Source organism: Cupriavidus sp. 09_S30, from assembly GCF_056930435.1.
In genome coordinates, this window is record NZ_JBXOWI010000002.1 from 1,992,959 (window position 1) to 2,014,118 (window position 21,160).

19 protein-coding genes are annotated in these 21,160 nt (G+C 69.2%); 5 read left to right on the forward strand and 14 right to left on the reverse strand.

What is annotated here, in order from left to right:
- Positions 1 to 43: 43 nt before the first annotated feature.
- Positions 44 to 589 (reverse strand): winged helix-turn-helix transcriptional regulator, encoded by a 546-nt coding sequence (locus AC1Z3O_RS29150; protein WP_483519901.1) that lies wholly within the window; start codon positions 587 to 589, stop codon positions 44 to 46.
- A 144-nt stretch (positions 590 to 733) separates the two neighbouring features.
- Here AC1Z3O_RS29150 and AC1Z3O_RS29155 point away from each other — a divergent pair, with 144 nt between their 5' ends.
- Positions 734 to 2,284 (forward strand): efflux transporter outer membrane subunit, encoded by a 1,551-nt coding sequence (locus tag AC1Z3O_RS29155; RefSeq protein WP_483519903.1) that lies wholly within the window; start codon positions 734 to 736, stop codon positions 2,282 to 2,284.
- Between the two features lie 103 nt (positions 2,285 to 2,387).
- Here AC1Z3O_RS29155 and AC1Z3O_RS29160 read toward each other — a convergent pair whose 3' ends face one another.
- The 3 genes from AC1Z3O_RS29160 to AC1Z3O_RS29170 form a co-directional block, all read right to left on the reverse strand.
- On the reverse strand, positions 2,388 to 3,782 hold the full coding sequence (locus AC1Z3O_RS29160) for a dihydrolipoyl dehydrogenase (RefSeq protein ID WP_483519905.1): 1,395 nt from the start codon (positions 3,780 to 3,782) through the stop codon (positions 2,388 to 2,390).
- Between the two features lie 113 nt (positions 3,783 to 3,895).
- Positions 3,896 to 4,627 carry a glutathione peroxidase gene (locus tag AC1Z3O_RS29165; protein ID WP_483519907.1) on the reverse strand — a complete coding sequence of 244 codons (732 nt, stop codon included), beginning with the start codon at positions 4,625 to 4,627 and terminating at the stop codon, positions 3,896 to 3,898.
- A gap of 304 nt (positions 4,628 to 4,931) precedes the next feature.
- Positions 4,932 to 6,647, reverse strand: coding sequence for an FAD-dependent oxidoreductase (locus AC1Z3O_RS29170; RefSeq protein ID WP_483519909.1), 1,716 nt, complete (start codon positions 6,645 to 6,647; stop codon positions 4,932 to 4,934).
- A gap of 528 nt (positions 6,648 to 7,175) precedes the next feature.
- On the opposite strand from AC1Z3O_RS29170, the gene AC1Z3O_RS29175 reads away from it, so the two are divergent.
- Complete coding sequence (locus AC1Z3O_RS29175) at positions 7,176 to 8,225, forward strand: EAL domain-containing protein (protein WP_483519910.1); 1,050 nt, start codon at positions 7,176 to 7,178, stop codon at positions 8,223 to 8,225.
- 25 nt (positions 8,226 to 8,250) lie between these two features.
- On the opposite strand, the gene AC1Z3O_RS29180 is transcribed toward AC1Z3O_RS29175, so the two are convergent.
- Together AC1Z3O_RS29180 and AC1Z3O_RS29185 are read right to left on the reverse strand one after the other, a co-directional pair.
- A complete protein-coding gene (locus tag AC1Z3O_RS29180; RefSeq protein ID WP_483519912.1) occupies positions 8,251 to 9,021 on the reverse strand; it encodes an aspartate/glutamate racemase family protein in 771 nt (256 codons plus the stop codon).
- Between the two features lie 3 nt (positions 9,022 to 9,024).
- Positions 9,025 to 10,293, reverse strand: a complete 1,269-nt coding sequence (locus AC1Z3O_RS29185; protein WP_483519914.1) for a D-amino acid dehydrogenase — start codon at positions 10,291 to 10,293, stop codon at positions 9,025 to 9,027.
- 347 nt (positions 10,294 to 10,640) lie between these two features.
- Between AC1Z3O_RS29185 and AC1Z3O_RS29190 the strand changes: the two genes are divergently transcribed.
- The 3 genes from AC1Z3O_RS29190 to AC1Z3O_RS29200 are packed head-to-tail and all read left to right on the forward strand — an operon-like array spanning position 10,641 to position 12,924.
- Positions 10,641 to 11,477 carry a transporter substrate-binding domain-containing protein gene (locus AC1Z3O_RS29190; protein ID WP_483519916.1) on the forward strand — a complete coding sequence of 279 codons (837 nt, stop codon included), beginning with the start codon at positions 10,641 to 10,643 and terminating at the stop codon, positions 11,475 to 11,477.
- Positions 11,478 to 11,486: 9 nt separating this feature from the next.
- Positions 11,487 to 12,146: an amino acid ABC transporter permease gene (locus AC1Z3O_RS29195; protein WP_483519918.1), complete on the forward strand. Its 660-nt coding sequence runs from the start codon at positions 11,487 to 11,489 to the stop codon at positions 12,144 to 12,146.
- Between the two features lie 4 nt (positions 12,147 to 12,150).
- Entirely contained in the window at positions 12,151 to 12,924 is a 774-nt protein-coding gene (locus AC1Z3O_RS29200) for an amino acid ABC transporter ATP-binding protein (protein WP_483519920.1), read from the forward strand.
- 16 nt (positions 12,925 to 12,940) lie between these two features.
- On the opposite strand, the gene AC1Z3O_RS29205 is transcribed toward AC1Z3O_RS29200, so the two are convergent.
- From AC1Z3O_RS29205 to AC1Z3O_RS29240, 8 genes are all read right to left on the reverse strand, one after another.
- On the reverse strand, positions 12,941 to 14,179 hold the full coding sequence (locus AC1Z3O_RS29205; protein WP_483519922.1) for a formylglycine-generating enzyme family protein: 1,239 nt from the start codon (positions 14,177 to 14,179) through the stop codon (positions 12,941 to 12,943).
- Between the two features lie 8 nt (positions 14,180 to 14,187).
- The gene (locus AC1Z3O_RS29210; RefSeq protein WP_483522068.1) at positions 14,188 to 14,379 is read right to left on the reverse strand and encodes a 2-hydroxymuconate tautomerase; all 192 of its coding nucleotides are present in this window, start codon (positions 14,377 to 14,379) and stop codon (positions 14,188 to 14,190) included.
- Between the two features lie 71 nt (positions 14,380 to 14,450).
- Positions 14,451 to 16,226: an arylsulfatase gene (locus AC1Z3O_RS29215; RefSeq protein WP_483519924.1), complete on the reverse strand. Its 1,776-nt coding sequence runs from the start codon at positions 16,224 to 16,226 to the stop codon at positions 14,451 to 14,453.
- Between the two features lie 160 nt (positions 16,227 to 16,386).
- Positions 16,387 to 17,175 (reverse strand): 2-oxo-3-hexenedioate decarboxylase, encoded by a 789-nt coding sequence (dmpH, locus tag AC1Z3O_RS29220; protein ID WP_483519926.1) that lies wholly within the window; start codon positions 17,173 to 17,175, stop codon positions 16,387 to 16,389.
- Between the two features lie 37 nt (positions 17,176 to 17,212).
- Positions 17,213 to 17,995 carry a 2-oxopent-4-enoate hydratase gene (gene dmpE, locus AC1Z3O_RS29225; RefSeq protein WP_483519928.1) on the reverse strand — a complete coding sequence of 261 codons (783 nt, stop codon included), beginning with the start codon at positions 17,993 to 17,995 and terminating at the stop codon, positions 17,213 to 17,215.
- An 8-nt stretch (positions 17,996 to 18,003) separates the two neighbouring features.
- On the reverse strand, positions 18,004 to 19,458 hold the full coding sequence (locus AC1Z3O_RS29230; RefSeq protein ID WP_483519930.1) for a 2-hydroxymuconic semialdehyde dehydrogenase: 1,455 nt from the start codon (positions 19,456 to 19,458) through the stop codon (positions 18,004 to 18,006).
- A 364-nt stretch (positions 19,459 to 19,822) separates the two neighbouring features.
- Positions 19,823 to 20,755 carry a catechol 2,3-dioxygenase gene (locus AC1Z3O_RS29235; protein ID WP_483519931.1) on the reverse strand — a complete coding sequence of 311 codons (933 nt, stop codon included), beginning with the start codon at positions 20,753 to 20,755 and terminating at the stop codon, positions 19,823 to 19,825.
- An 84-nt stretch (positions 20,756 to 20,839) separates the two neighbouring features.
- On the reverse strand, positions 20,840 to 21,157 hold the full coding sequence (locus tag AC1Z3O_RS29240; protein ID WP_483519933.1) for a 2Fe-2S iron-sulfur cluster binding domain-containing protein: 318 nt from the start codon (positions 21,155 to 21,157) through the stop codon (positions 20,840 to 20,842).
- Positions 21,158 to 21,160: the final 3 nt, after the last annotated feature.

The window sequence follows — 21,160 nt, forward strand, 5'->3', positions numbered from 1 at the left end:
GAAGGCGACGGCGGCTCGGTGCGGAAGACGCCGCGCCGGCCCGCTAGGGCGTCGCCTCATCGCCCTCCGCGCGCCTTGCACGCGAGACGGATGTGCCGGAGCCGGCTCTCGCGCGGCGCGCCATCCTCGCGCGCACGGGCTCGCCGGCAGCCGGTCCGGCCGCGATCACATGGTCGGCGGCGGTGATGCGCTGACCGGTGTTGCCATCGACCAGCACGGGATCGACCGGCACGCTGTCGCCCCGGCGCACCAGGCGCAGGCTCTCGCCTTCCGGGGCGAAATGGCGGTTGCCCCAGGCGAGCAACGTCAGCAGCACCGGGCGGAAATCGCGGCCGCGTTCGGTCAGCAGGTATTCGTAGCGCGGCGGATGCTCGCAGTAACGGTGCCGTTCCAGCACGCCGGCCTCGACCAGGGTGCGCAGCCGGCGCGTCAGCATGTTCGGCGCGATGCCCAGATTGCTTTGGAACGCATCGAACCGCGTCACCCCGTAGAACGCCTCGCGCAGGATCAGGATGCTCCAGGCGTCACCAACGCGCGCCAGGCTGCGCACGATCGGGCATTGCGGGTCACCAGGCATCTCTGTTCGCATGACGCACCTCATTTATCCAGTTGCTTTCATGATGCAAGTTAGTATAGAGTTGTCGATAGCATCATGCAAGTAACAAGATGCACCGACCGAAACCGAAGCGCCCGCGGGGCATGCCGGCAGCGACGGTACCGACAGGAATCCGAGATGAGCTCTACCGCCCCTTGCGCCCCTTCCGCCACGCCGGCCGGCGCGTCCCGATCCGTCCCTTTCCGGCCTACGCCGCCTACGCCGCCGCGCGCCGGCAGGACAGCCCGCGCGCTGGCGCCGCTGCTGGCGGCACTGGCGCTGGCGGGCTGCGCGGTCGGGCCCGACTACCGCGCCCCCGCCGCCGACCTGCCGGCGCGCTACCCGCATGCGGATGCCCTGCAGTCACGTGAGGCCGCGCTGCCGGCGCCGTCCCTGGATCGCTGGTGGACCGGCTTCGACGACCCCGTGCTGGTGCGCATCGTCGAACGCGCGCTGGGGCAGAACCTGGACCTGGCGGCATCGCTGGCACGCGTGCAACAGGCGCAGGCAGCAGCAGCCGGCGCCGGCGCGCGCCTGCTGCCCGACGGGAGCCTGGAAGCCAGCGCGGCCAGGCAGCATCAGTCGCTGGAAAGCCCGCTGGGCAAGATCGGCAGCTCCCTGCCCGGCTATTCGCGCAACCAGTCGCTCTATAACGTGGGGGCACGGGCAAGCTGGGAAATCGACCTGTTCGGCGGATTGCGGCGAGGGGCTGAGGCGGCCGACGCCGAGGCCCAGGCGGCGCAGGCGGACGGCCTGGGCCAGCGCGTGACGGTGGCGGCCGAGGCGGCCGACTCTTACTTCCGCGTGCGTGGCGCGCAGCAGCGCATTGCCATCGCCAGCGAACAGGTGCAGACCGATGAGCGCCTGCTGGCGCTGGTGCGCTTGCGCCTGGCCGACGGGCTGGCTTCCACCCGCGAGGTGGCGCAAGCCGAAGCCCAGCTGGCCCAGGCGCGCACCACGCTGCCGCCGCTGCGGATCGAGCTGCAAACCCAGTTGAACCGCCTCGACGTGTTGATGGGTGCAGCGCCGGGCACCTATGCGGCGGAACTGCAGGCGGACGATGCGGGTGGGGGCCGGAGCACCCCGGGCAGCCTCGCCGTGCCCGCGATTGTGTCCGAGCAGGGGCCGGCACCGGCCGAACTGCTGCGGCGCCGCCCCGACGTGATTGCCGCCGAGCGGCGCCTGGCGGCCTCGAGCGCGCGCATCGGCGAGGCCGTGGCCGAGTACTACCCGAAGCTGTCGCTATCGGCCCTGCTCGGCTTCGAAAGCCTGGGCGGCAAGCTGTTCAGCGCCGCCACCTTCCAGCCAGCCGCGCTGGCGGGCCTGCGCTGGCGCCTGTTTGACTTCGGCCGTGTCGACGCCGAAGTCGAGCAGGCCAAGGGCGCCAATGCCGAGGCGCTGGCGCGCTACCGCCTGTCGATGCTGCGCGCCACCGAGGACGTCGAGAATGCCATCGTCACGCTGACGCAGCTCGAAGCCCAGAGCAGCGAGCTGGCCGCCGAGGTCGCGGCGCGCACGCGCTCCCGCCAGGCATCGGAAGACGCCTACAAGGGCGGCGCCGTGAGCCTGTTCGAAGTGCTGGTGGAAGACACCCAGCTGCTGGCCGCGCGCGACCAGCAGGCCCGCGTGCATGCGGACGACGCACGCGCGGCGGTGGCCACCTTCCGCGCGCTTGGCGGCGGTTGGTAGGCAAGACAGCAGAGCGGGGCCCCAAAGATAAACGGCCCGGCCCGCGCAATGGCGCGCGGACCGGGCCGGCAAGGTGCGAGCGGCGCCTTTCGCCGCCGCGCGCTCAGGCCGCCTGCAGCTTGGCCGCCGCGTCGCGCAGCGCGGTGCGCAGGCCCTCTTCCACCACCGGATGGTAGAACGGCATGGCCAGCATCTGCTCGATGGTCAGGCCCTGCTGGACCGACCAGGCCAGCAGGTGCGCGATGTTCTCCGCGCGCGGGCCGCTCCATTCCGCGCCGAGGAAACGGCCGTCGGCACGGTCCGCATAGACATGCATCAGGCCGCGGTTCTTCAGCATCACGCGACTGCGGCCCTGGTCCTCGAAGCTGACCTCGCCGATGACGAAGCTGCCCTCGGCCAGGTCGGCAAAATGCTTGCCGACCATGGCGATCTGCGGGTCCGAGAACACCACCGCCAGCGGCGCGCGGCGCGCCAGCGGCTTCACTGCAGGCCAGGCCGCGGCGTTCTCGCCGGCAGCCTTGCCTTCGTCGGCGGCCTCGTGCAGCAGCGGCAGCACGTCGTTGGCATCGCCCGCGATAAAGACCGGCGCCGCGCCGCATTGCAGCGTGGCGGCGTCGAACAGCGGCACGCCGCGCGCGTCCAGCGCCAGCCCGGTGTTCTCCAGCCCCAGCCCGCGCACATTGGGCGCGCGGCCCGTGGCGGCGAGCACATAGTCGAAGCGCTCGGTCACCTCACGGCCCTCCACATCGGTGTAGCGGATCACCGCTTCGTCTCCTTCACGGCGCATCTCGCTGACATGGGACTCCGGGTCCAGGTGGAAATCCTCGCGGAAGGCACGCAGCGCGGCGGCCTTGACCGCCGGATCGGTCAGCGGACCCACGCCGCCGCGCACGCCGAATACGCGCACCCGCACGCCGAGGCGGGACAGCGCCTGGCCCAGTTCCAGCCCGATTACCCCGGGGCCGAACACGGCCACGCTGCGCGGCAGGTCGTCCCAGGCGAACACATCGTCGTTGACGACGAGCCGGTCGCCGAACACGCGGAAGGCCTCGGGCACCACCGGGCTGGAGCCGGTGGCGATGACCACGCGGCTCGCCCGCACTGTAATGTCCTCGCCCACCTGCAGCACGGCGTTGTCGATAAAGCGGGCGTAGCCGCGGATGCGGTCGGGCTCGTCGATGCCCTCCACGCCGCGCACCACGAAGCCGACGAAACGGTCGCGCTCGCGCTTCACCCTCGCCATCACCTCGCGGCCGTCGATGCGGATCTCGCCCTCCACGTGCACGCCGAAGGGCGCCGCATGCCGGATCTCGTGCGCGGCCTCGGCGGCCGCGATCAGCAGCTTGGACGGCATGCAGCCCACGCGGGCGCAGGTGGTGCCGTAGGGACCGCCTTCGATGATCACGGCGCGCTTGCCGGCCGCCTTGGCAGCACGGTAGGCGGCGAGGCCGGCGGTGCCGGCACCGATCACGGCGACGTCGGTGGTGATGGTCTGCATAGGATCTCTTTCTTGAAATGGTTGCGGGATGCGGGTGGAAGCAAGCCTCGATCGGCCGGCGGAATGGCGACCGCGCACCGCCGCGCACCTGAGGGCGCGGCGGGCCGGCACGCTCAGCGGGCCAGGTATTGCTCCAGCGCCTCGGCGCCGCCGATCAGCTTGCCGTTGATGAAGACCTGGGGCGCGGTCATGTTGCCCGATACGGCGCCCAGCACCTTGCCGCGGACCTTGTGCTCCAGCGGCACGTCGATGTACTCGAAGCCGTTGTCGTCGAGCATCTGCTTGGCCTTGGCGCAGAAGGAGCAGCCCACCTTGGAGAACACCACCACCTGGTCAGGGCGCTTGGCGTTCGGCGCGACGTAGTTCAGCATGGTGTCGGCATCCGACACCTTGAACGGGTCGCCCGGCTCTTCCGGCTCGATGAACATCTTGTCGACCACGCCGTCCTTGACCAGCATCGAATAGCGCCAGCTGCGCTTGCCGAAGCCCAGGTCCGCCTTGTCCACCAGCATGCCCATGCCTTCGGTGAACTCGCCGTTGCCATCGGGAATCATCACGATATTGGCCGACTCCTGGTCCTTGGCCCACTCGTTCATCACGAAGGTGTCGTTGACCGAGACGCACAAGATCGCGTCCACGCCGTGTTTGGCGAACACCGGCGCCAGCTCGTTGTAGCGCGGCAGGTGGGTCGACGAGCAGGTCGGGGTGAAGGCGCCCGGCAGCGAGAACACCACCACGGTCTTGCCGTCGAACAGGTCGGCCGAGGTCACCGTCTTCCACTCATTGTTTTCACGCACACGGAACGAAACGGCGGGGACGCGCTGGCCTTCACGGGATTGCAGCATGGATGACACTCCTTATCGGTTGGTCGGGGTTGGTTGGCGCTGTGTGTTGCAGCGAAGGCCCCATTCTGTCGATCCCCGATTGATTTGTACAATTCATCGTTTTTAACTAAGCGATTGCCAATAGCTATTAAGCATTGAAGTTACCCATAAGACACATACAGAGCAAAAAAGTGCCCCATGGATTGCAATCGAGGATCGCTTAGCGCGTTACCGGCCAGCACCGGCGTAAACGCCAGGCGCAGGCGGGCGCACCCGCGCGAGGGAAGGCGGGGCCCGGGCAGGAAGGTATGGCCAGGTGCTGCCGCTAGGCGGCGTGGAGTGGATGACTGGCCAGGTAGGCGTGGAGCTGCGCCACCGCGGCGGCCCCCTCACCTACGGCGGCGGCAACGCGCTTGATGGAGCCGGCCCGCACATCGCCGATGGCGTACACGCCCGGCACGCTGGTCTGCAGCGGGTCGGCCTGGCCCGCGTCCGCGCCGGTGCGCACGAAGCCGCGCGCGTCGACCTCGACCGGGCAGGATCGCAGCCAGTCGGTATTGGGATCGGCACCGATGAAGAGAAAGAGGTGGCGCAAGGGCTGGCTGCGCTCGCCCGCGCTGTGGCTGCGCCATTGGATGGTGTCCAGCCAGGCATCGCCATCCAGCCCCGTCACCTCGGCGCCCGTCCACAGCTGCACATTGTCCAGGCCGGCGATGCGGTCGATCAGGTAGCGCGACATGCTGGCCTCCAGGCCGCTGCCGCGCACCATCAGGTTGACGCGCGCGGCGTGCGAGGCGAGGTAGACGGCCGCCTGGCCGGCCGAATTGCCGCCACCCACCAGCATCACCTCTTCGTCCTTGCACAGCTTGGCCTCGACCGGCGACGCCCAGTAGTAGACACCGCTGCCTTCGAAGCGCGCCAGCCCGGCGATGTCCGGGCGCCGGTACTGCGCACCGGTGGCGATCACCACAGTGCGGGTCGGCACCTCCCGGCCGTCGGCCAGCTCGATGCGGATCGGAAAAAGCTCGCAGTGCATGGCCCGGACCGCCATCGGGATGGCGACGTGGGCGCCGAACTTGAGCGCCTGCACGAAGGCGCGCCCCGCCAGCGCCTGGCCCGAGATGCCGGTGGGAAAGCCGAGGTAGTTCTCGATGCGCGCGCTGGCACCCGCCTGCCCGCCCGGCGCACGAGAGTCCAGCACCGCGACTGACAGTCCTTCCGAGGCGGCGTAGACGGCGGTGGCCAATCCGGCCGGGCCCGCGCCCACCACGACCACATCGTAGACGTGGTCGGGATCGAACTCCGGCAGCAGCCCCAGGCAGGAGGCGAGCTGGCCCTCGTCCGGCGCGCGCAGCACATTGCCGCCCGGGCAAATCACCAGCGGCAGGTCGCCGGGAGCGAGCGTGCAATCGCCCAGCAAGGCAAGCGCCTCGGCATCCTTCTCGATATCGAGCACGGTATGCGGATACCCGTTGCGGCGCAGGAAAGCCTGCAGCGCCAGCAGCCGTGGCGCCGCCCCGCGCCCGACCAGCAACGGACCGCTGCCGCGCTCGATCAGCCCCACGCGCCGCAGGATCAGCGCGCGCATGATGCATTCGCCCAGCTCCGCCTCTGCGATCAGCAGGGCGCGCAGCCGCTCGGGCGAAATCACCAGCGCCTCGGTATCGGCGACGGCGATGCCGTCGACCAGCGCAGGCTTGCCGGTCAGTTGCCCTACCTCGGCCAAGAACTGGCCCGGACCCTCTTCGACGATCGTACGGGTGCGCCCCAGCCCATCACGCTGCACCACCGCCACCCGCCCGCTCAGGATCAGGAACATACCGCGCCCGCTGTCCCCGATGGAAAACAGCGTCTCGCCCGCGCGCCAGCGCTGGTGCTCGCCAAAGCGCTCCATGCGTTCCATCTCGGCCGCGCTGAGCCGGGGAAACATCTGGTGCCGCCGGGATTCCAGCGGCGAAAAAGGTGCCTCCGGCGCATCGCCCTGCGCGCCGGTACCCTGCCCGCCAGGCTCGCTTCCCGCCATTTCCTTCGCCGTTTCCATGCCTGCCCCCTTTGCTGGCCCCTTTGCTGGCCCCTTTGTTGGCCCCTTTGTTGGCCCCTTTGTTGGCCCCTTTGTTGGCCCCTTTGCCGGCCCCCTTGGCATGCCGGCCATCCCGTCGGGGGCGGCTCGGCGAATGCGAGCCGCCCCCGGGGCCGGCAAGAGATACTAGATACTAGGCAGCGCAAACACCGATTGCACGGCGCACGGGACCTGGCATAGTGCAGACTCCACTTCTGCGGCATACTGTCCGCTCCAGGGAAAGCGCCTTACCCTTCGCATGAGGGGGACAAAATGCGCAACCTCATCCGTTATACAAGACGGTCCCGCGCTTGCGCCCATCGAACGGCGAACGCGCGGCGAAGAAAACGAGAGACACGCCCGATGAAGCTCAGCAACATCCTTCCGACAGGGGGTCGGCGGCCCGAAGGCCCGGCCCCGGCAACCCGCGCAGCGCGCCTGGCAGGCGCCTCGGCCCTCGCCGGCGCCGGCATCCGTTCGGCGGCAGACGCCATCTGACGGCAAGATCCCATGCAACGCATCGAACTTCTCAAGCGTGTGGCGCAGGGCGCGCGACTCTATCTCTCCTGCACGCCGTGGGGCGCGCCCGTCCAGGGCGCACTGCTGCGCGACGAGCATGCGCCGAACGGCCACCGGCTCATTCCCGGCACCCAGGTATCGCGCCTGTTGCAGTCAGGCCTGCTGCGTCGCGGGCTGACGAATCCGAGCGGCGAATCGGACCTGAAGCTGACCGAATCGGGCTATGTCGCCGCCTATGGCCGGCGCGCCGCCGCGGCGATGATGAGCGCGGCCACCGGCACGACCGGCGGCCCGGTGTTCCAGCCAGCGCCCGCATTGCAGCAGGAGCAGCTTGCAAGCGCGGAGATGCCCCGCTACTCCTTCGCCTTCCAGCCCATCGTCGACGCGGCGCGTGGCGCGGTAGTCGGCTATGAAGCCTTCGTGCGAGGCGACCGGGACGAGAGCGCGGCGCCCATCCTGCGCGCGGTGCCATCCGGCTCCATCCACGAATTCGATGACGCATGCCGGGCCACGGCAATGCGGGTCGCGGCCCGGCTGGGCATCCGCCTGCGCCTGCACATCAATTGCTTCGTGAGTGAGCTTGCGCAAGCGCAGGCCTCGCTGGAGCGCACGGTCGCGACGGCGCGCACGCTCGGCTACGACGACGGCCGCCTGGTGCTGGAAATCAAGGCCGACGAAATGGTCGAGCGCCCGGAAGTCTATGCACGCCGCATGATGCCGCTGCGCGCGCTCGGCCTGGGCGTGGCTCTCAGCGAGATCGGCGCGGGGCTGGCGGGCGCCAACCTGCTCGCCGCCCTGCGGCCGGACTTCGTCAAGCTCAGCCGCAAGACGGTGCGCGGCGTGAGCACAGATGCGCGCCTGCAGCGCTTCGTGTCGCAGATGGTGCAGTCCTGCGGCGATCTGGGCGTCGGGATCATCGCCGAGTGCGTGGAGACGACCGAACAGTACCGCTGCCTGCGCAGCGCGGGCATCGAGCAGTTCCAGGGCAACCTGTTCGCACCGCCGGCCTTCGAGGCAGCTCCGCCGGCGCTGCTGCCCTGATCCGCGCCCGCCGGCGCACGGCGCCCTAGGGGGTCGCCACCCCCATCATCATCTGGCGCGCCAGCGACACCAGGTCGAACACTGGCAGCCCGCAGCGGCGCACGATCTCGGCCGCATAGGGCGGCATATTCGTGCACTCCAGCACCAGTGCCCGCAGGCCGGGATGCGCCGCGGCGAAGCGCTCGGCTGTCTCCACCACTTCGCGCCCGACGCGCGCCATGTCGCCCTCGGGCTGGTTGCCCAGGATCACGCGGGCGAACTCGCTGCCCTCGGCCATGCCCATGCGCGGCGAGCGCGCCGAGCCGCCCACCGCTTCCACGTGGGCATCGGTCAGGGCGCCGGCGGAAGCCGTCAGCACGCCGACCACCTCCGGCCCGCCGAAGGCGTTGTACAGCGTGGGCAGCCAGCACAGCGCGGAGCTGGCAAAGGGCACGCGCAGGTGCGCCGCAATCTCCTTGTGCTGCAGCGCAAGAAAGCCGCAACTGGTGACGATCGCCTGGCAGCCTTGCTGCTGCAGGTCCTGCGCCGCCGCGATGAAGCCGCCGCCCAGCCCTTCCGCCTGGCCGAACACCACGCGCCGCGGCGAGGCCGCCGGCACCTTGCGAAAGCGCGTGGGGAAGGGAAAGGTCGCCGGATTGCCGATATCGCCGACTGGCCGCGGAAAGACCGTGTCGAGCATCACCACGCCTAGCAGCGGCGGGCCGCGGCGCAAGGTGTCCGGGTCCGCTGCGGCCCCGGTGGCCCCGGTGGCCCCTGCCGCCACCCCAGCCGCGTGTGCTGTCTGTCGCTCGTCCATGGCTCAGTAGCGGGCCAGCGTCAGGCCGGCCAGGTCGATCTCGGGCTGGCGTCCCATCACCAGGTCGGCCACCACGCGGCCGGATCCCATCGACATGGCCCAGCCGGTGGAGCCGTGGCCCACATTGAGGAACAAGTTGGCATGCGTGGTGGGCCCGAGGATGGGCGGTCCGTCCGGCGTCATGGGCCGGCGTCCCACCCAGTAGCGCGCGCCCCTCATGTCGCCCGCGCCGGGGAACCAGTCCGCCATCACCTGGCGCAGCGTCTGCAGGCTGGCCTCGCGCAGTGCCAGACGGTCATCGCCGAGCTCGGCCGTGCCGGCCACGCGCACATGGCTGCCCATGCGCGTGATGGCGGTCTTGAGCGACTCGTCCATGACCGCGGCGCGTGGCGCGGCGTCGGCATCGGTGATCTGCAGCGTCGCCGAATAGCCCTTGACCGGGTAGAGCGGCAGCGCGATGCCCAGCGGCGACAGCAGCGTGTGGCTGTCAACGCCGGCGGCCATCACCAGCGCGTCGCAAGGCAAGCGCTCGGCGCCACCCTGCCGGCCAGCGCCATCGAGCCACACCGCGTCGACTCTGCCGCCCGCCGCCTCGATGCGCGTGACGGTGGCGCCGAAACGGAAGCGCACGCCGGCCTGCTCGCACAGGCCGCGCAACTCGCGTGTGAAGACCGCGCAATCGCCGGCCTCGTCCTCGGGCAGGTAAAGGCCGGACACCGGCGATACCTGCGCGCGCGCCAGCGCGGGCTCGATCTCGACGCACTGCTCGGCGCTGAGCACGCGGTGGGGGATGCCGGCCTCGGCCAGCAGTTCCAGCGCGGGCTTGGCCAGTTCCTCGTCGTAGCGGCTGCGGAACAGCTGCAGGTAGCCCTGGCTGCGGCCATAGTCGAAGGGATGGTCGCGCAGGAACTCGTGCAGGCAGGCGCGGCTGTAGTAGGCAACGCGCTGCATGCGCAGCTTGTTCTCGCGGTAGCGCGCCAGTTCGCAGTTGCCCAGCCAGCGGCCGATCCAGCGCCACTGGCGCAGGCTGAACTGCGGCCGGAAGATGACCGGGGCGGTCGACTTCATCAGGTACTTCAGGATCTTGGCCGGCATGCCGGGCGCCGCCCAGGGCGTCACGTAGCCAGGCGCGATCACGCCCGCGTTGCCGGCGCTGGTCTGGCGCGCCACGTCGGCCTCGCGCTCGACCAGCGTCACCTCGGCACCATGCCGGTTGAGCCAGTACGCCGTGGCGGTACCGATCACGCCGCCGCCGATCACTACGACTTTCATGTTGGAGAGCTCGTGCCCGAAAAAGGATGCAAGGAAGCGATAGGCCGGCCAGCGCGCCGGCATTGCTGCCCAAGAGTCTACTGAGCTTCGCCGCCACGCGAAAGACGCGCATGCCCCAAGGCGGCGCACACCCCGGCCGTTGAACCGGCCCATGTCACCTGCATCGCCCGAGCGAGCCCCGCCTTTCACCGCGCATACATTCCGCCGGCTCCCCCCTTGCTGCTACACTCGGGCACCGGGATGGAGGCGGCGCGCGCAAGGCGCGCCGGCACGGCAGGCCGCCACAGCCAGCCATCGGCACCAGAAAAACAGCAGCACCAACACAACAAAGAGAGAGGAAACGCACCATGGCGATCACGCGCAGGCAGTTCATCGAGGCCACCATTGCAAGCGGCTCGGTACTCGCCTATCCCTCGGCCTTCGCCGACGAACCCGAATCGACGATGGCCCGCATCAAGCGCACCGGCCGCCTGCGCCTGGGCGCCATCAACGGCGCCTCGCCCTACTTCAGCAAGGACCTGGCCACCGGTGAGTGGCGCGGCTTCTGCATCGACTTCGGGCGCGACCTCGCCAAGCACCTGGGCGCGCAGGTGGAGTGGGTGGAAACCACCTGGGGCAACTCGGTGCTGGATGTGCAGACCAACAAGATCGATGCGCAGTTCGCCATGGCCCCCACGCCGCAGCGGCGCGAGGCGGTCGACTTCAGCAACCCGCTGTTCCAGAACCTGCATACCGTGGTGGCGCGCAAGTCGCTGAACATCGAGCGCTGGGAACAGCTCAACGTGCCCGAGATGCGCATCGCCGTGGACGTCGGCTCCAATCACGACCAGCTTGCCACCCAGCTGCTGCCGCGCGCCAATGTGCAGCGCTTCGAGACCTCGGCGGCCGCCACCATGGCGCTGCAATCCGGCCGCGTCGACTGCCAGATCCTTGTGGTGCTGCTGTCCACCGCCCTGCTGGCCAAGCTGCCCAGCATCGGCCACATCCTGTACCCGACGCCGCCGCAGACCGCGGTCACCAATATCGGCGTGCGCAAGCAGTCGGACCCGGCCTTCGTCAATGCGCTGAACGCCTGGCTGGAAGAGGCGCGCAAGGCCGGCCGCATCCGCGACACCATCGTCAGCAATATGCAGAAGCTGGCCAACGTGCCGGCCACCGCCTTCCCGCCGCAAGTCCGCTTCTGAGGCTGCAGCATGTATCAGTGGGATTTCGGTTCGCTGTGGGCGTACCGCGGCATCATCACGGCTGGCGTGCTGACCACGCTGGCCTATACGGTGACGGTCATCGTCACCGGACTGCTGCTAGGTGTGCTGGTCGGGCTGGGCCGGGTATCGTCCAGCCGGACTCTGGCGGGCTCGCTGCGCGCCTTCGTGGAAGTGTTCCGCTGCACGCCGGTGCTGGTGCAGCTGATCTGGTTCTACTACGCCCTGCCCGTGCTGCTCGGCATCGAGCTCACGCCCGGCATGGCCGCGGTGCTGGCATTGACGCTGTACGGTGGTGCCTTCTACTCCGAGATCGTGCGCGGCGGCATCATCTCCATCGACCCGGGCCAGGTGGAAGCCGGCCAGGCGCTGGGCATGACCCGCTGGCAGGTGATGCGGCGCATCGTGCTGCCGCAGGCCTTCCGCCGCATGACCCCGCCGCTGGTCAGCCAGTCCATCATGCAGTTGAAGAACACCTCGCTGCTTTCGGTGCTGGCCGTGCCCGACCTGCTCTACCAGGGCCAGGTGATCGCGCACGACACCTACCGCCCGCTGGAGATCTATACGCTCGTGGCCGTCATCTATTTCGCCATCCTGCTCCCCGCCACCATGCTGGCGAAGCGGCTGGAATCCCAAACCGCGGGGGCCTAGCCGCATGCCGAGCGAACCGATGATCTCCATCCGGGGGCTGAAGAAGAGCTTCGGCGACGTCACCGTGCTGCGCGACATCAACCTTGAGGTCGGCAAGGGCGAGGTGGTGGCGCTGATCGGCCCATCCGGCTCCGGCAAGTCCACGCTGCTGCGCTGCGTCAACCTGCTGACCACGCCCTGCGCGGGCGTGATCGAGGTCGGCGGCCACCGCTTCGACTTCGACCAGGCAGACAGCCCGCAGCTGGGCGACCGCGCGCTGGCCGCCTTCCGCGCGCGCACCGGCATGGTCTTCCAGCACTTCAACCTGTTCCCCCACATGACCGCCGCGCAGAACGTCATGGAGGGCATGGTCACCGTGCTTGGGCGCCCCAAGGCCGAGGCCCGCGCAAGCGCGCAGGCACTGCTGGCGCGCGTCGGGCTGGCCGAGCGCGCCGACACCTACCCGGACAAGCTCTCCGGGGGGCAGAAGCAACGCGTGGCCATCGCACGGGCGCTGGCCATGAAACCCGACGTGATGCTGTTCGACGAGGCCACCTCCGCGCTCGACCCGGAACTGGTCGGCGAGGTACTGGCCGTGATGCGCGCGCTCGCTGAAGAGGGCATGACCATGATGCTGGTGACCCACGAGATCGCCTTCGCGCGCGAAGTGGCCGATCAGGTCGTGTTCATGCGCGATGGCGTGGTGGTGGAAGCCGGCCCGCCCGCCCAGGTCATCGATGCGCCGCGCGAGGCGGCGACGCGGGCTTTCCTGTCGCGCGTCAGCGGCACGGCAGGCTGATACCGCGGCGGCGGCTTCAGCCCGCCCCCCTCTCGCCCGGCCGCGCCGGGACAGGCGGACCGGCCGGCGCGGCCAGCCTCGCTTGCCGGTGCCGGCGTTCCCAGGCCGCATCGTCCATCACCAGCCGGAAGCCGAGGTGCGACATGCTGTTGTACGGATCGGTGCCGCGCCGCGCGCTGGGCCGGTAGCTCAGGCAGTAATCCTCATTGCACAAGAAGGAGCCGCCGCGCGTCACGCGCTTGGGGGCGTTCGCCGGCACGCCGGGTTCGCTCGGATCCCACGAGGCGGCGGGCCCGGCCGGATCGTCGATCCGCTTGCCCAGCGCCGCCTCGCGCCGGAACTGGTCCGCACGGTACCAGTCGGCCACCCATTGCCAAGCATTGCCCGTCATGTCCGACAGGCCGTAGCCGTTGGGCGGGAAGGTACCCACCGGGCTCGTGCCGAGCGCCCCGCCGGCCTTCGCGCTCACCACCGGGAAGGGCTGCCCCTGTTGGCCCTGCCACACATTGGCCATCTGCTGGCCCGCGGGCGTGAACTGGTTGCCCCAGGCATAGGTGGCCTGCTCCAACCCGCCGCGCGCCGCGAACTCCCACTCCGCCTCAGTCGGCAGCCGCTTGCCGACCCACTTGGCGTAGGCCTGCGCGTCTTCGAAGGAAACCTGCACCACCGGATGGTCGTCCTTGCCTGCGATGGAACTGCCCGGCCCGCTCGGGTGGCGCCAGTCGGCCCCGGGCACGTAGCGCCACCACTGCGAATAGTCGCGCAGCGAAACCGGCCGATCGGTGCCGACGAACACCATGCCGCCCGCCACCATGGCACTGTCCGGCGGCCGCGGCGTGCCCGGCGGGAGCTGCACGCGCAGCGTCTCCCACTCCGGTTTTTTCTCGGCCGTGGTGACATAGCTGGTGGCCTCGACGAAGCGGCGGAACTCGGCATTGGTCACGTGGTGCTGGTCCATCCAGAAGCCGCGCACGCCCGCCTTGTGCGCCGGCCTCTCGTTGGCCTGCGCCATCTTGCTGTCGCTGCCCATCAGGAATTCGCCGCCGGGCACGTGGACCATGCCCGCCGGCCCGCGCACGCCATCGCCCACCTGTATGCCTGGCGGTGCGGGCGGTCGAGTTGCGGCCTCGGGAAGCGGCAGGCCAAGCCACACGCCCCCCGCCGCGGCCAGCGCCACGGACAGGGCCAGCGCCAGGCGCGGCAAGCCTGCCGTGCCGGTGCGCACCCGCGTTTCCGGAGACGATTGCGCCTGCATGCCGCCGCTCAGCGCCCGAGTTCCTTGGCGGTCTTTCCGCCGATGCCGAAGTCGGTTTTCGGCATCTCCGTGATCATCACGCGCACCGTTTCGCGCGGCGCGCCGATGGACTCCACCGCGGCATCGGTCAGCGCGCCGATCAGGCGTGCCTTTTGTTCCTCGCTGCGGCCTTCGATCAGGAAGACTTGCATGATTGGCATGGGATGCTCCTTATCCTTGTCCTTGTCTATCGAGGTGGAAAACCGGGCGGCGGCCCCGCCGCCCAGTGCCGTCATCGTGCCATGGCAGCAGCCGGCGCGGTCGCCGCCGTGGCGGGTTGCAGTTCGTCGAGCATATCCTGGTAGTAGTGCGTGCCGTTGCTGTAGCCCTTGCGCTCGGCCAGGCCGGGGATGTCGATCACCCCGTTGTCGCGCTGGTAGGCCTGGTAGGCCGCCTGCAGGGCCTTGAGCCGGTCCGGGTAGCGGGCCGCCAGGTTGTCGCGCTCCTCGCGGTCCGCGCGCACGTTATAGAGCTCCCACTGCCCGCTGCCCCAGGGCGGATTGGCCTGCACGATCTTCCAGTCGCCCTGGCGCATGGCCTTGCGTCCGTTCAGCTCCCAGCCCGCCGAAAAGCCGTCCGGATGCACCTGCGCCACCTGGCCCGAAAGGAAGGGCAGCATCGAGCGGCCCTCCATCGGATAGACCGCGCGACCCTGGTAGCGCGTGCCAGGGGGCCGGGTGCCGGCCAGTTCGAGCAGCGTCGGCGCGATGTCGATCACGCTGGCCGGCGCCGCGCTGACGCGCCCGGCACCGGTGCGGCGCGGCAAGGAGGCAATGGCGGGCACGGCGATGCCGCCTTCGTAGGCAAAGGCCTTGTACAGGTGGAACGGCGTCGAGCTGACTTGGGCCCAGCCGGGCCCGTACTCGACGAAGGACCCCCGCAGCCCGGTGTTGGCCAGGCTGTTGTCCGCATGGCGGCGCACCCATTCGCGATTGGCCGCCTCGTCCAGCACGCTGTTGCCGTCGGCACCGTTGTCCGACATGAAGAAAACCAGCGTGTTGTCATACTGGCCGCTGGCCTTCAGGTAGGCCAGCACACGCCCGATCTGCGCATCCATCTGCTCGACCATGGCGGCATACACTGCCATCCGCTTGGCTTCGATGCGCTGCTGCAGCGGACTCAGCGCGCCCCACTCGGGCCACACCCCGCTGCCCTCATAGGGCCGTGCATCCTTGGGCACCAGCCCGAGCTGCTTCATGCGCGCCAGGCGCCGCTCGCGGATCACGTCGTAACCGACATCGTACTTGCCGAGGTACTTGCGGATGTAGGCCGGCGGCGCCTGCAGCGGCCAGTGCGGCGCGGTGAAGGCGAGATAGGCGAAGAAGGGCTTGCCGTCGCCGCGATGGCTGCCGATCTGGCGCATGATGCGGTCGGCATAGAAGGTGCTGGAGTAGAAGTCCTTGGGCAGGTCGACCGGCTTGCCGTTCTCGCGGTACAGCGCCTTGGGCGCCTTGTCGGGATCGTCGGTGATGATGCCGGTCTGGTCGGTGTGGCTCGCGCCGCCCTGCACCAGGGCGAAGGATTGCTCGAAGCCGCGCGCGGCCGGGCTGGCGCCCTCGGCTACGCCCAGGTGCCACTTGCCGGCCATATAGGTGTGGTAGCCGGCGTCGCGCAGCAGCGCCGGCAGCGGCGCCACATGCGCGTTCAGGTAGCCTTCATAGCCGGGCTGACTGCGCTGCGCTGGCGTCAGCAGCTCCGCCATACTGCCAAAGCCAGCGCGATGGTGATCCACGCCCGACATCAGCATCGCCCGCGTCGGCGAGCAATAGGGCGAGGCGTAGAACTGGGTCAGTTTTTGCCCGGAGCGCGCCAGCCGGTCCAGGTTGGGCGTGGCGATCTCGCCGCCGAAGGCACCGATGTCCGAGTAACCCAGGTCGTCGGCTACGATCAGGAGGATGTTGGGGCGCTGCGCGCCTGCCGGCCGGTCTGCCTGCGAGGGGGGAGCCGCGAAGGCCGCCGTGGCTGCAGCCGCGGCCGCCAGCGCCGCGAGGATGTGGGGAACTTGCATTGCGTTGTCTCCTTTCGCCGCAGGTTCGTGCCTGCTTGCTTTGTAATCCGCTTGCCTGCCGCGCCGCCGCCATGCAGGCGGCGCGCGACTTGCTTGCCGCGCGCGGGAATCGGCGCAGCGCCTTCGTCCTGGCGCTTGCACGCGATCTGCGCCCTCCCTGTCACACAAACCGCATCGACACCGTCCCCAGCCGCTGATAGCGCACCGTGACATTGTCGCCCGCTGCCACCGCCACCGCTTCGGTCACCCCGCCGGTCATGATGAAGGTCCCGGCCGGCAACTCCCGCCCGCGCGCACCCAGCATATTCGCCAGCATCGCCACGCTGTTGGCCGGATGGCCCAGCACCGCCGCGCCCGCGGCGGTGGCCACCACCTCGCCGTTCTTCTCCAGCACCACCCCCAGGTTCTTCAGGTCCAGCCCTTCCACCCCCAGGCTGATGCCACCGGTCACGAAACGCGCCGACGAGGTGTTGTCGGCGATCACGCTCTTCAGGTCGAAGCGGAAGTTCTCGTAGCGCGAGTCGATCACCTCCACCGCCGGCAGCACGAAGTCGGTGGCGGCCAGCACGTCGCCGATATGGCAGCCCGGCCCCTTGAGCGGACGCTTGAGCACGAAGGCGATCTCGGCCTCCACCTTGGGATGGATCAGGCCGCCGGTGTCGATCGCCGCCCCGTCCATGCAGGCGCCGTAGTCGGTCAGGAAGCCGTAGACAGGTTCGCTCACGCCCATCTGCCGCATCTTGGCAAAGGAGGTCAGCCCCATCTTCAACCCTGCGATGCGCGTGCCGCGCGCTTCCTTGCGCGCGCGGATCGCGTCCTGGATCGCATAGGCGTCGTCCCAGTCCATCTCGGGGTGGGCGTCGGTAATCTTGCGCACGGCCTCGCGCTGCAGCTCAGCGTTCTCCAGGTGCTCGGCCAGTTGCTGGATGGTCTCTTGTGTCAGGTTCATGGTCTTTCCTTGTGGCTTTCCCTGCGGCATTCCGCGTTCAGACGAAGCGCACGCCGGCCGAGCCGATGCCGCCCAGGCTGATGCGCAAGCGGTCGCCGGCCTGCACCGGCACCATCGCCGCCAGCGAGCCGGACAGGATCACCTCGCCCGCCTTCAGGCCGATACCCAGCCGTCCCAGCGTATTGGCCAGCCACGCCACCGCATTCGCCGGATGGCCCAGTGCCGCCGCGCCCGCGCCGGTGGCGACAATCTCGCCGTTCTTCTCCAGCGTCATGCCCACCGTACCCAAGTCGAGGCCGCGCGGGTCCACCGCCGCGTCGCCCAGCACGAACACGCCAGAGGAGGCGTTATCGGCCACGGTGTCCTGGATGCGGATCTTCCAGTCGCGGATGCGCGAGTCGACGATCTCGAAGCAGGGCAGCACATAGGCGGTGGCGCGCAGCACGTCGGCATTGCTCACGCCCGGGCCTTCCAGGTCGTCCTTCAGCACGAAGGCGATCTCGCCCTCGGCCTTGGGAGCAATCAGGGTGGCGGCCTCAATGGCGGCGCCGTCCGGATAGACCATGCCAGACAGCAGGTGGCCGAAATCCGGCTGGCGCACGTCCAGCATGTCCATCACCACCTTGCTCGTCACGCCGATCTTCTTGCCGACCACCCGCTCGCCGGCATCGAGTCGGTACTGCACCATGGCGAGCTGGATGCGGTAGGCGTCGTCGATGGAAAGCTCGGGCCAGCGCTCGGTCAGCGGCGCCACCGGCTGCCGGTCCGTGAGCGCCTGGTGCAGGCTGGCGCCGATCTCTCGCAGTTGTTCGTCTTGCATGGCGGGCCTCACAGCTTCACGCAGATATTGCGCAGTTCGGTGTAAAACTCCAGCGAATGCACCCCGCCCTCGCGGCCGATGCCGGATTGCTTGGCGCCGCCGAAGGCGGTGCGCAGGTCGCGCAGGAACCAGGAGTTGATCCAGCAGATGCCCACTTCCAAGGCACGCCCCATGCGGTGCGCCGTGCCCAGGTCCGAGGTCCACACGGTGGCGGCCAGCCCGTAGGGCGTGTCGTTGGCCAGCGCGATCACCTCTTCCTCGGTATCGAACGGGGCGATGTGGCAGCACGGCCCGAAGATCTCCTCGCGGATCACCGCCGCGCTCTCGGGCAGGCCGGTCCAGATGGTCGGCTGCACCCAGGCGCCCTCGGCCAGCGCGCCCGGCATGTCTGGCACGCCGCCGCCGGTCACTACGGTGGCGCCCGCCTCGGCCGCCTTGCGGTAGTAGGACAGCACCTTCTCGCGATGTTCCAGCGAGACCAGCGGCCCCATGGTGACACCCGCCCCGTTCGGTGGCCCGAGCTTCAGCCCTTCGGCGCGGGCCTTGAGCGCGGCCACGAAGCGTTCGAAGATGGGCCGCTGCACATAGACGCGCTCCGTGCCCAGGCAGACCTGGCCGCTGTTCTCGAAGGCCGAGCGCGTGATGCCGGCCACCGCCTTGTCGAAATCCGCGTCGGCGAAGACGATGCCGGCGTTCTTGCCACCCAGCTCGAAGGACACCGGGCGCACGCCGTTGGCCGCGGCCTTCATGATGGCTTCGCCGGTGCGGGTCTCGCCGGTGAAGGTGATGCCATTCACGTCCGGATGCTGGGTCAGGAAGGCGCCGGCTGAATCCGGGCCGAAGCCGTGCACCACGTTGTAGACGCCCGGCGGCACGCCCACCTCGTTCATCACCTCGCCCAGCAGCGTGGCGGTGGCGGGCGTTTCCTCCGAGGGCTTGACCACCACCGTGTTGCCGCAGGCCAGCGCCGGACCGACCTTCCAGGTCATCAGCAGCAGCGGCAGGTTCCATGGGCACACCACGCCGATCACGCCGCGCGGCGCGCGTACCGCGTAGTTGACGGCCTCGCCGCCATCGGGCGTGGCCATGGCGAAGCTCTCGGTGGGCACGTTCTTGATCAGGTCGGCAAACACCTTGAAGTTGGCCGCGCCGCGCGGGATGTCGACATGGCTGGCCAGCGACAGCGGCTTGCCCGTATCGGCGATCTCCGCCTGCAGGAAGTCGTCGAAGCGCCGGTTGATGCCGTCGGCCACGGCGTGCAGCAGTTCCACCCGCTGCGCCACGGTCATGCGGCCCCACGGCCCGTTCAGTGCCGCGCGCGCGGCGGCCACCGCCGCATCGACTTCGGCCTGGCCGGCCTCGTGCACGCGGCCGATCAGGCTGTTGTCGACCGGGTTGCGGTCGTCGAAGTGGCGGCCGGTGGCTACCCATTCGCCGTTGATGAAGTTCTGGAAGTCTTTCATGGTGTTTGTCTCGTTGCTGCTTGGGGTTGGCGGTGGGGTCTTGCCTCAATTGCGCACGCGGCGCTCGGTACCGTCCTTCCTTCCCAAGGTCTGTGGAACAACGCAGGTCTTCGCAGCTGCAAGCGCCAGCCCTCTCCCCCAGCCCCTCTCCCGCAAGCGGGAGAGGGGAGCAAACCTGCCGTTCTCCCACAGCGTGGGAGAGGACAGCCTGCCCTCCGCCCGAGCGTGCGTGGACGCTTGAAACGCGCCGCCGCGGCTCCCCTCTCCCGCCTGCGGGAGAGGGGTTGGGGGAGAGGGCCAGCGCCCGAACAATGCGATGGCCCGCACTTTCCGAAGACCCCGTTCCCTCTCGAATCGATCCCCCTCAGGTCAACACATTGAGGAAGGCATCATTCAGCTTCCGGTCGTGATAGAAAATCGCCCGCCCCAGTTCATCGTCCGTCCAGGTAATAGTCGGCTTGTCCGGATAGTGGATATAGCCGCCGGCAAAGACCTCGTTGCGGTTGCCCGAAGGATCGAAGAAATAGATCGTGGCGCCGCGCGTGATGCCGTGGCGGGTCGGGCCGATATCCAGCGAGACGTCCCGCTTGGAGATGATGTCCGCCGCCTTGAGCACCTCGCTCCAGTTGTCGAGCTGGAACGAAGCGTGATGAAAGCGGTTCTTCTCCGGATGCCGGATAAAGGCGATATCGTGCGCCTTGTTGGAGCAGGTCAGGAAGGCGCCGATCACCATGCGCTCCGGTCCCGCCACCACTTTCTCGGCCAGCGAGAAGCCGAGCACGTCCTGGAACAGCTTGACCGTGCCGTCGAGGTCGTCGCCGTACAGCAGGCAGTGGTCGAAGCGGCTGGGCGCCATGCCGCGCAGGTCGTCCGGCCAGGGGTCCGGGTTCAGGTCACCGGTCTGGCAGCCCAGCTTGTCCTTCTCCGCGAACAGCTCGATGGCATGGCCGGTGGGAATGGTGAAGCGGAAGCGCCTGCCGGTATGCAGGTGCTCACCGGCGGCGATCCACTGGCAGTCCTGCGCCAGGCCGCTCGCCTCGACATCGCGCGCCAGGCGCTGCAGTGTGGCATCGCTGTCGACGCGGAAGCCCATGTAGTCCATGCCCGGACTGTCCGCCTCGCGCAGTACCACGCTGTGGTGGTCATGCTCATCCCAGGCCTTCAGGTAGACGCGGCCTTGCGCGTCGCGGCCGGTCTCGCTCAGGCCGAGCACTCCGATGTAGTGTTTCAGCGCCGGTTCCAGTTCCAGCACGCGCAGTGCCACGTGCCCCGGGCGCAATACGCCAGTCAATGCCATCTTCGTCTCCTTGATGTCCGGATCCGCGATCCGTGTTTCTTGTTGCCGCCTTTGCGGTTTTGCCTGCTGGTCCTGCTCGGCCTGCTATTCGTGCCGCGCACGCGCCTTGTCGAGGCAGCGCGCCAGCAGCGCAACCGGCCGCAGCCGGATATCGCTGTCGGGAAAGGCCTTGCACGCCAGCACCAGTCCCTCCCCCTCTTCCGCCTCGCTCAGGCAGGCGCGGCTCATCTTGCCGGTGCGGTAGCGTCCCGCCTCGATGCGCACCTTGCACACGCCGCAGCCGCCGCCGCGGCAGCCCGCGGGAATGCCGCGCTGCCCCAGCACCTCCATGGCGCGCAGCAGGTTCTGTCCCGGGCCGCAGGGATAGCGCTGCCCGCTGTCTGCGATCTCCACCGTATGCATGTC

Bases quoted from the DNA above. Each gene is read 5' to 3' on its own strand.
- AC1Z3O_RS29150 (WP_483519901.1), bottom strand. From the start codon at position 589: ATGCGAACAGAGATGCCTGGTGACCCGCAATGCCCGATCGTGCGCAGC.
- AC1Z3O_RS29155 (WP_483519903.1), top strand. From the start codon at position 734: ATGAGCTCTACCGCCCCTTGCGCCCCTTCCGCCACGCCGGCCGGCGCG.
- AC1Z3O_RS29160 (WP_483519905.1), bottom strand. From the start codon at position 3,782: ATGCAGACCATCACCACCGACGTCGCCGTGATCGGTGCCGGCACCGCC.
- AC1Z3O_RS29165 (WP_483519907.1), bottom strand. From the start codon at position 4,627: ATGCTGCAATCCCGTGAAGGCCAGCGCGTCCCCGCCGTTTCGTTCCGT.
- AC1Z3O_RS29170 (WP_483519909.1), bottom strand. From the start codon at position 6,647: ATGGAAACGGCGAAGGAAATGGCGGGAAGCGAGCCTGGCGGGCAGGGT.
- AC1Z3O_RS29175 (WP_483519910.1), top strand. From the start codon at position 7,176: ATGCAACGCATCGAACTTCTCAAGCGTGTGGCGCAGGGCGCGCGACTC.
- AC1Z3O_RS29180 (WP_483519912.1), bottom strand. From the start codon at position 9,021: ATGGACGAGCGACAGACAGCACACGCGGCTGGGGTGGCGGCAGGGGCC.
- AC1Z3O_RS29185 (WP_483519914.1), bottom strand. From the start codon at position 10,293: ATGAAAGTCGTAGTGATCGGCGGCGGCGTGATCGGTACCGCCACGGCG.
- AC1Z3O_RS29190 (WP_483519916.1), top strand. From the start codon at position 10,641: ATGGCGATCACGCGCAGGCAGTTCATCGAGGCCACCATTGCAAGCGGC.
- AC1Z3O_RS29195 (WP_483519918.1), top strand. From the start codon at position 11,487: ATGTATCAGTGGGATTTCGGTTCGCTGTGGGCGTACCGCGGCATCATC.
- AC1Z3O_RS29200 (WP_483519920.1), top strand. From the start codon at position 12,151: ATGCCGAGCGAACCGATGATCTCCATCCGGGGGCTGAAGAAGAGCTTC.
- AC1Z3O_RS29205 (WP_483519922.1), bottom strand. From the start codon at position 14,179: ATGCAGGCGCAATCGTCTCCGGAAACGCGGGTGCGCACCGGCACGGCA.
- AC1Z3O_RS29210 (WP_483522068.1), bottom strand. From the start codon at position 14,379: ATGCCAATCATGCAAGTCTTCCTGATCGAAGGCCGCAGCGAGGAACAA.
- AC1Z3O_RS29215 (WP_483519924.1), bottom strand. From the start codon at position 16,226: ATGCAAGTTCCCCACATCCTCGCGGCGCTGGCGGCCGCGGCTGCAGCC.
- dmpH (WP_483519926.1), bottom strand. From the start codon at position 17,175: ATGAACCTGACACAAGAGACCATCCAGCAACTGGCCGAGCACCTGGAG.
- dmpE (WP_483519928.1), bottom strand. From the start codon at position 17,995: ATGCAAGACGAACAACTGCGAGAGATCGGCGCCAGCCTGCACCAGGCG.
- AC1Z3O_RS29230 (WP_483519930.1), bottom strand. From the start codon at position 19,458: ATGAAAGACTTCCAGAACTTCATCAACGGCGAATGGGTAGCCACCGGC.
- AC1Z3O_RS29235 (WP_483519931.1), bottom strand. From the start codon at position 20,755: ATGGCATTGACTGGCGTATTGCGCCCGGGGCACGTGGCACTGCGCGTG.
- AC1Z3O_RS29240 (WP_483519933.1), bottom strand. From the start codon at position 21,157: ATGCATACGGTGGAGATCGCAGACAGCGGGCAGCGCTATCCCTGCGGC.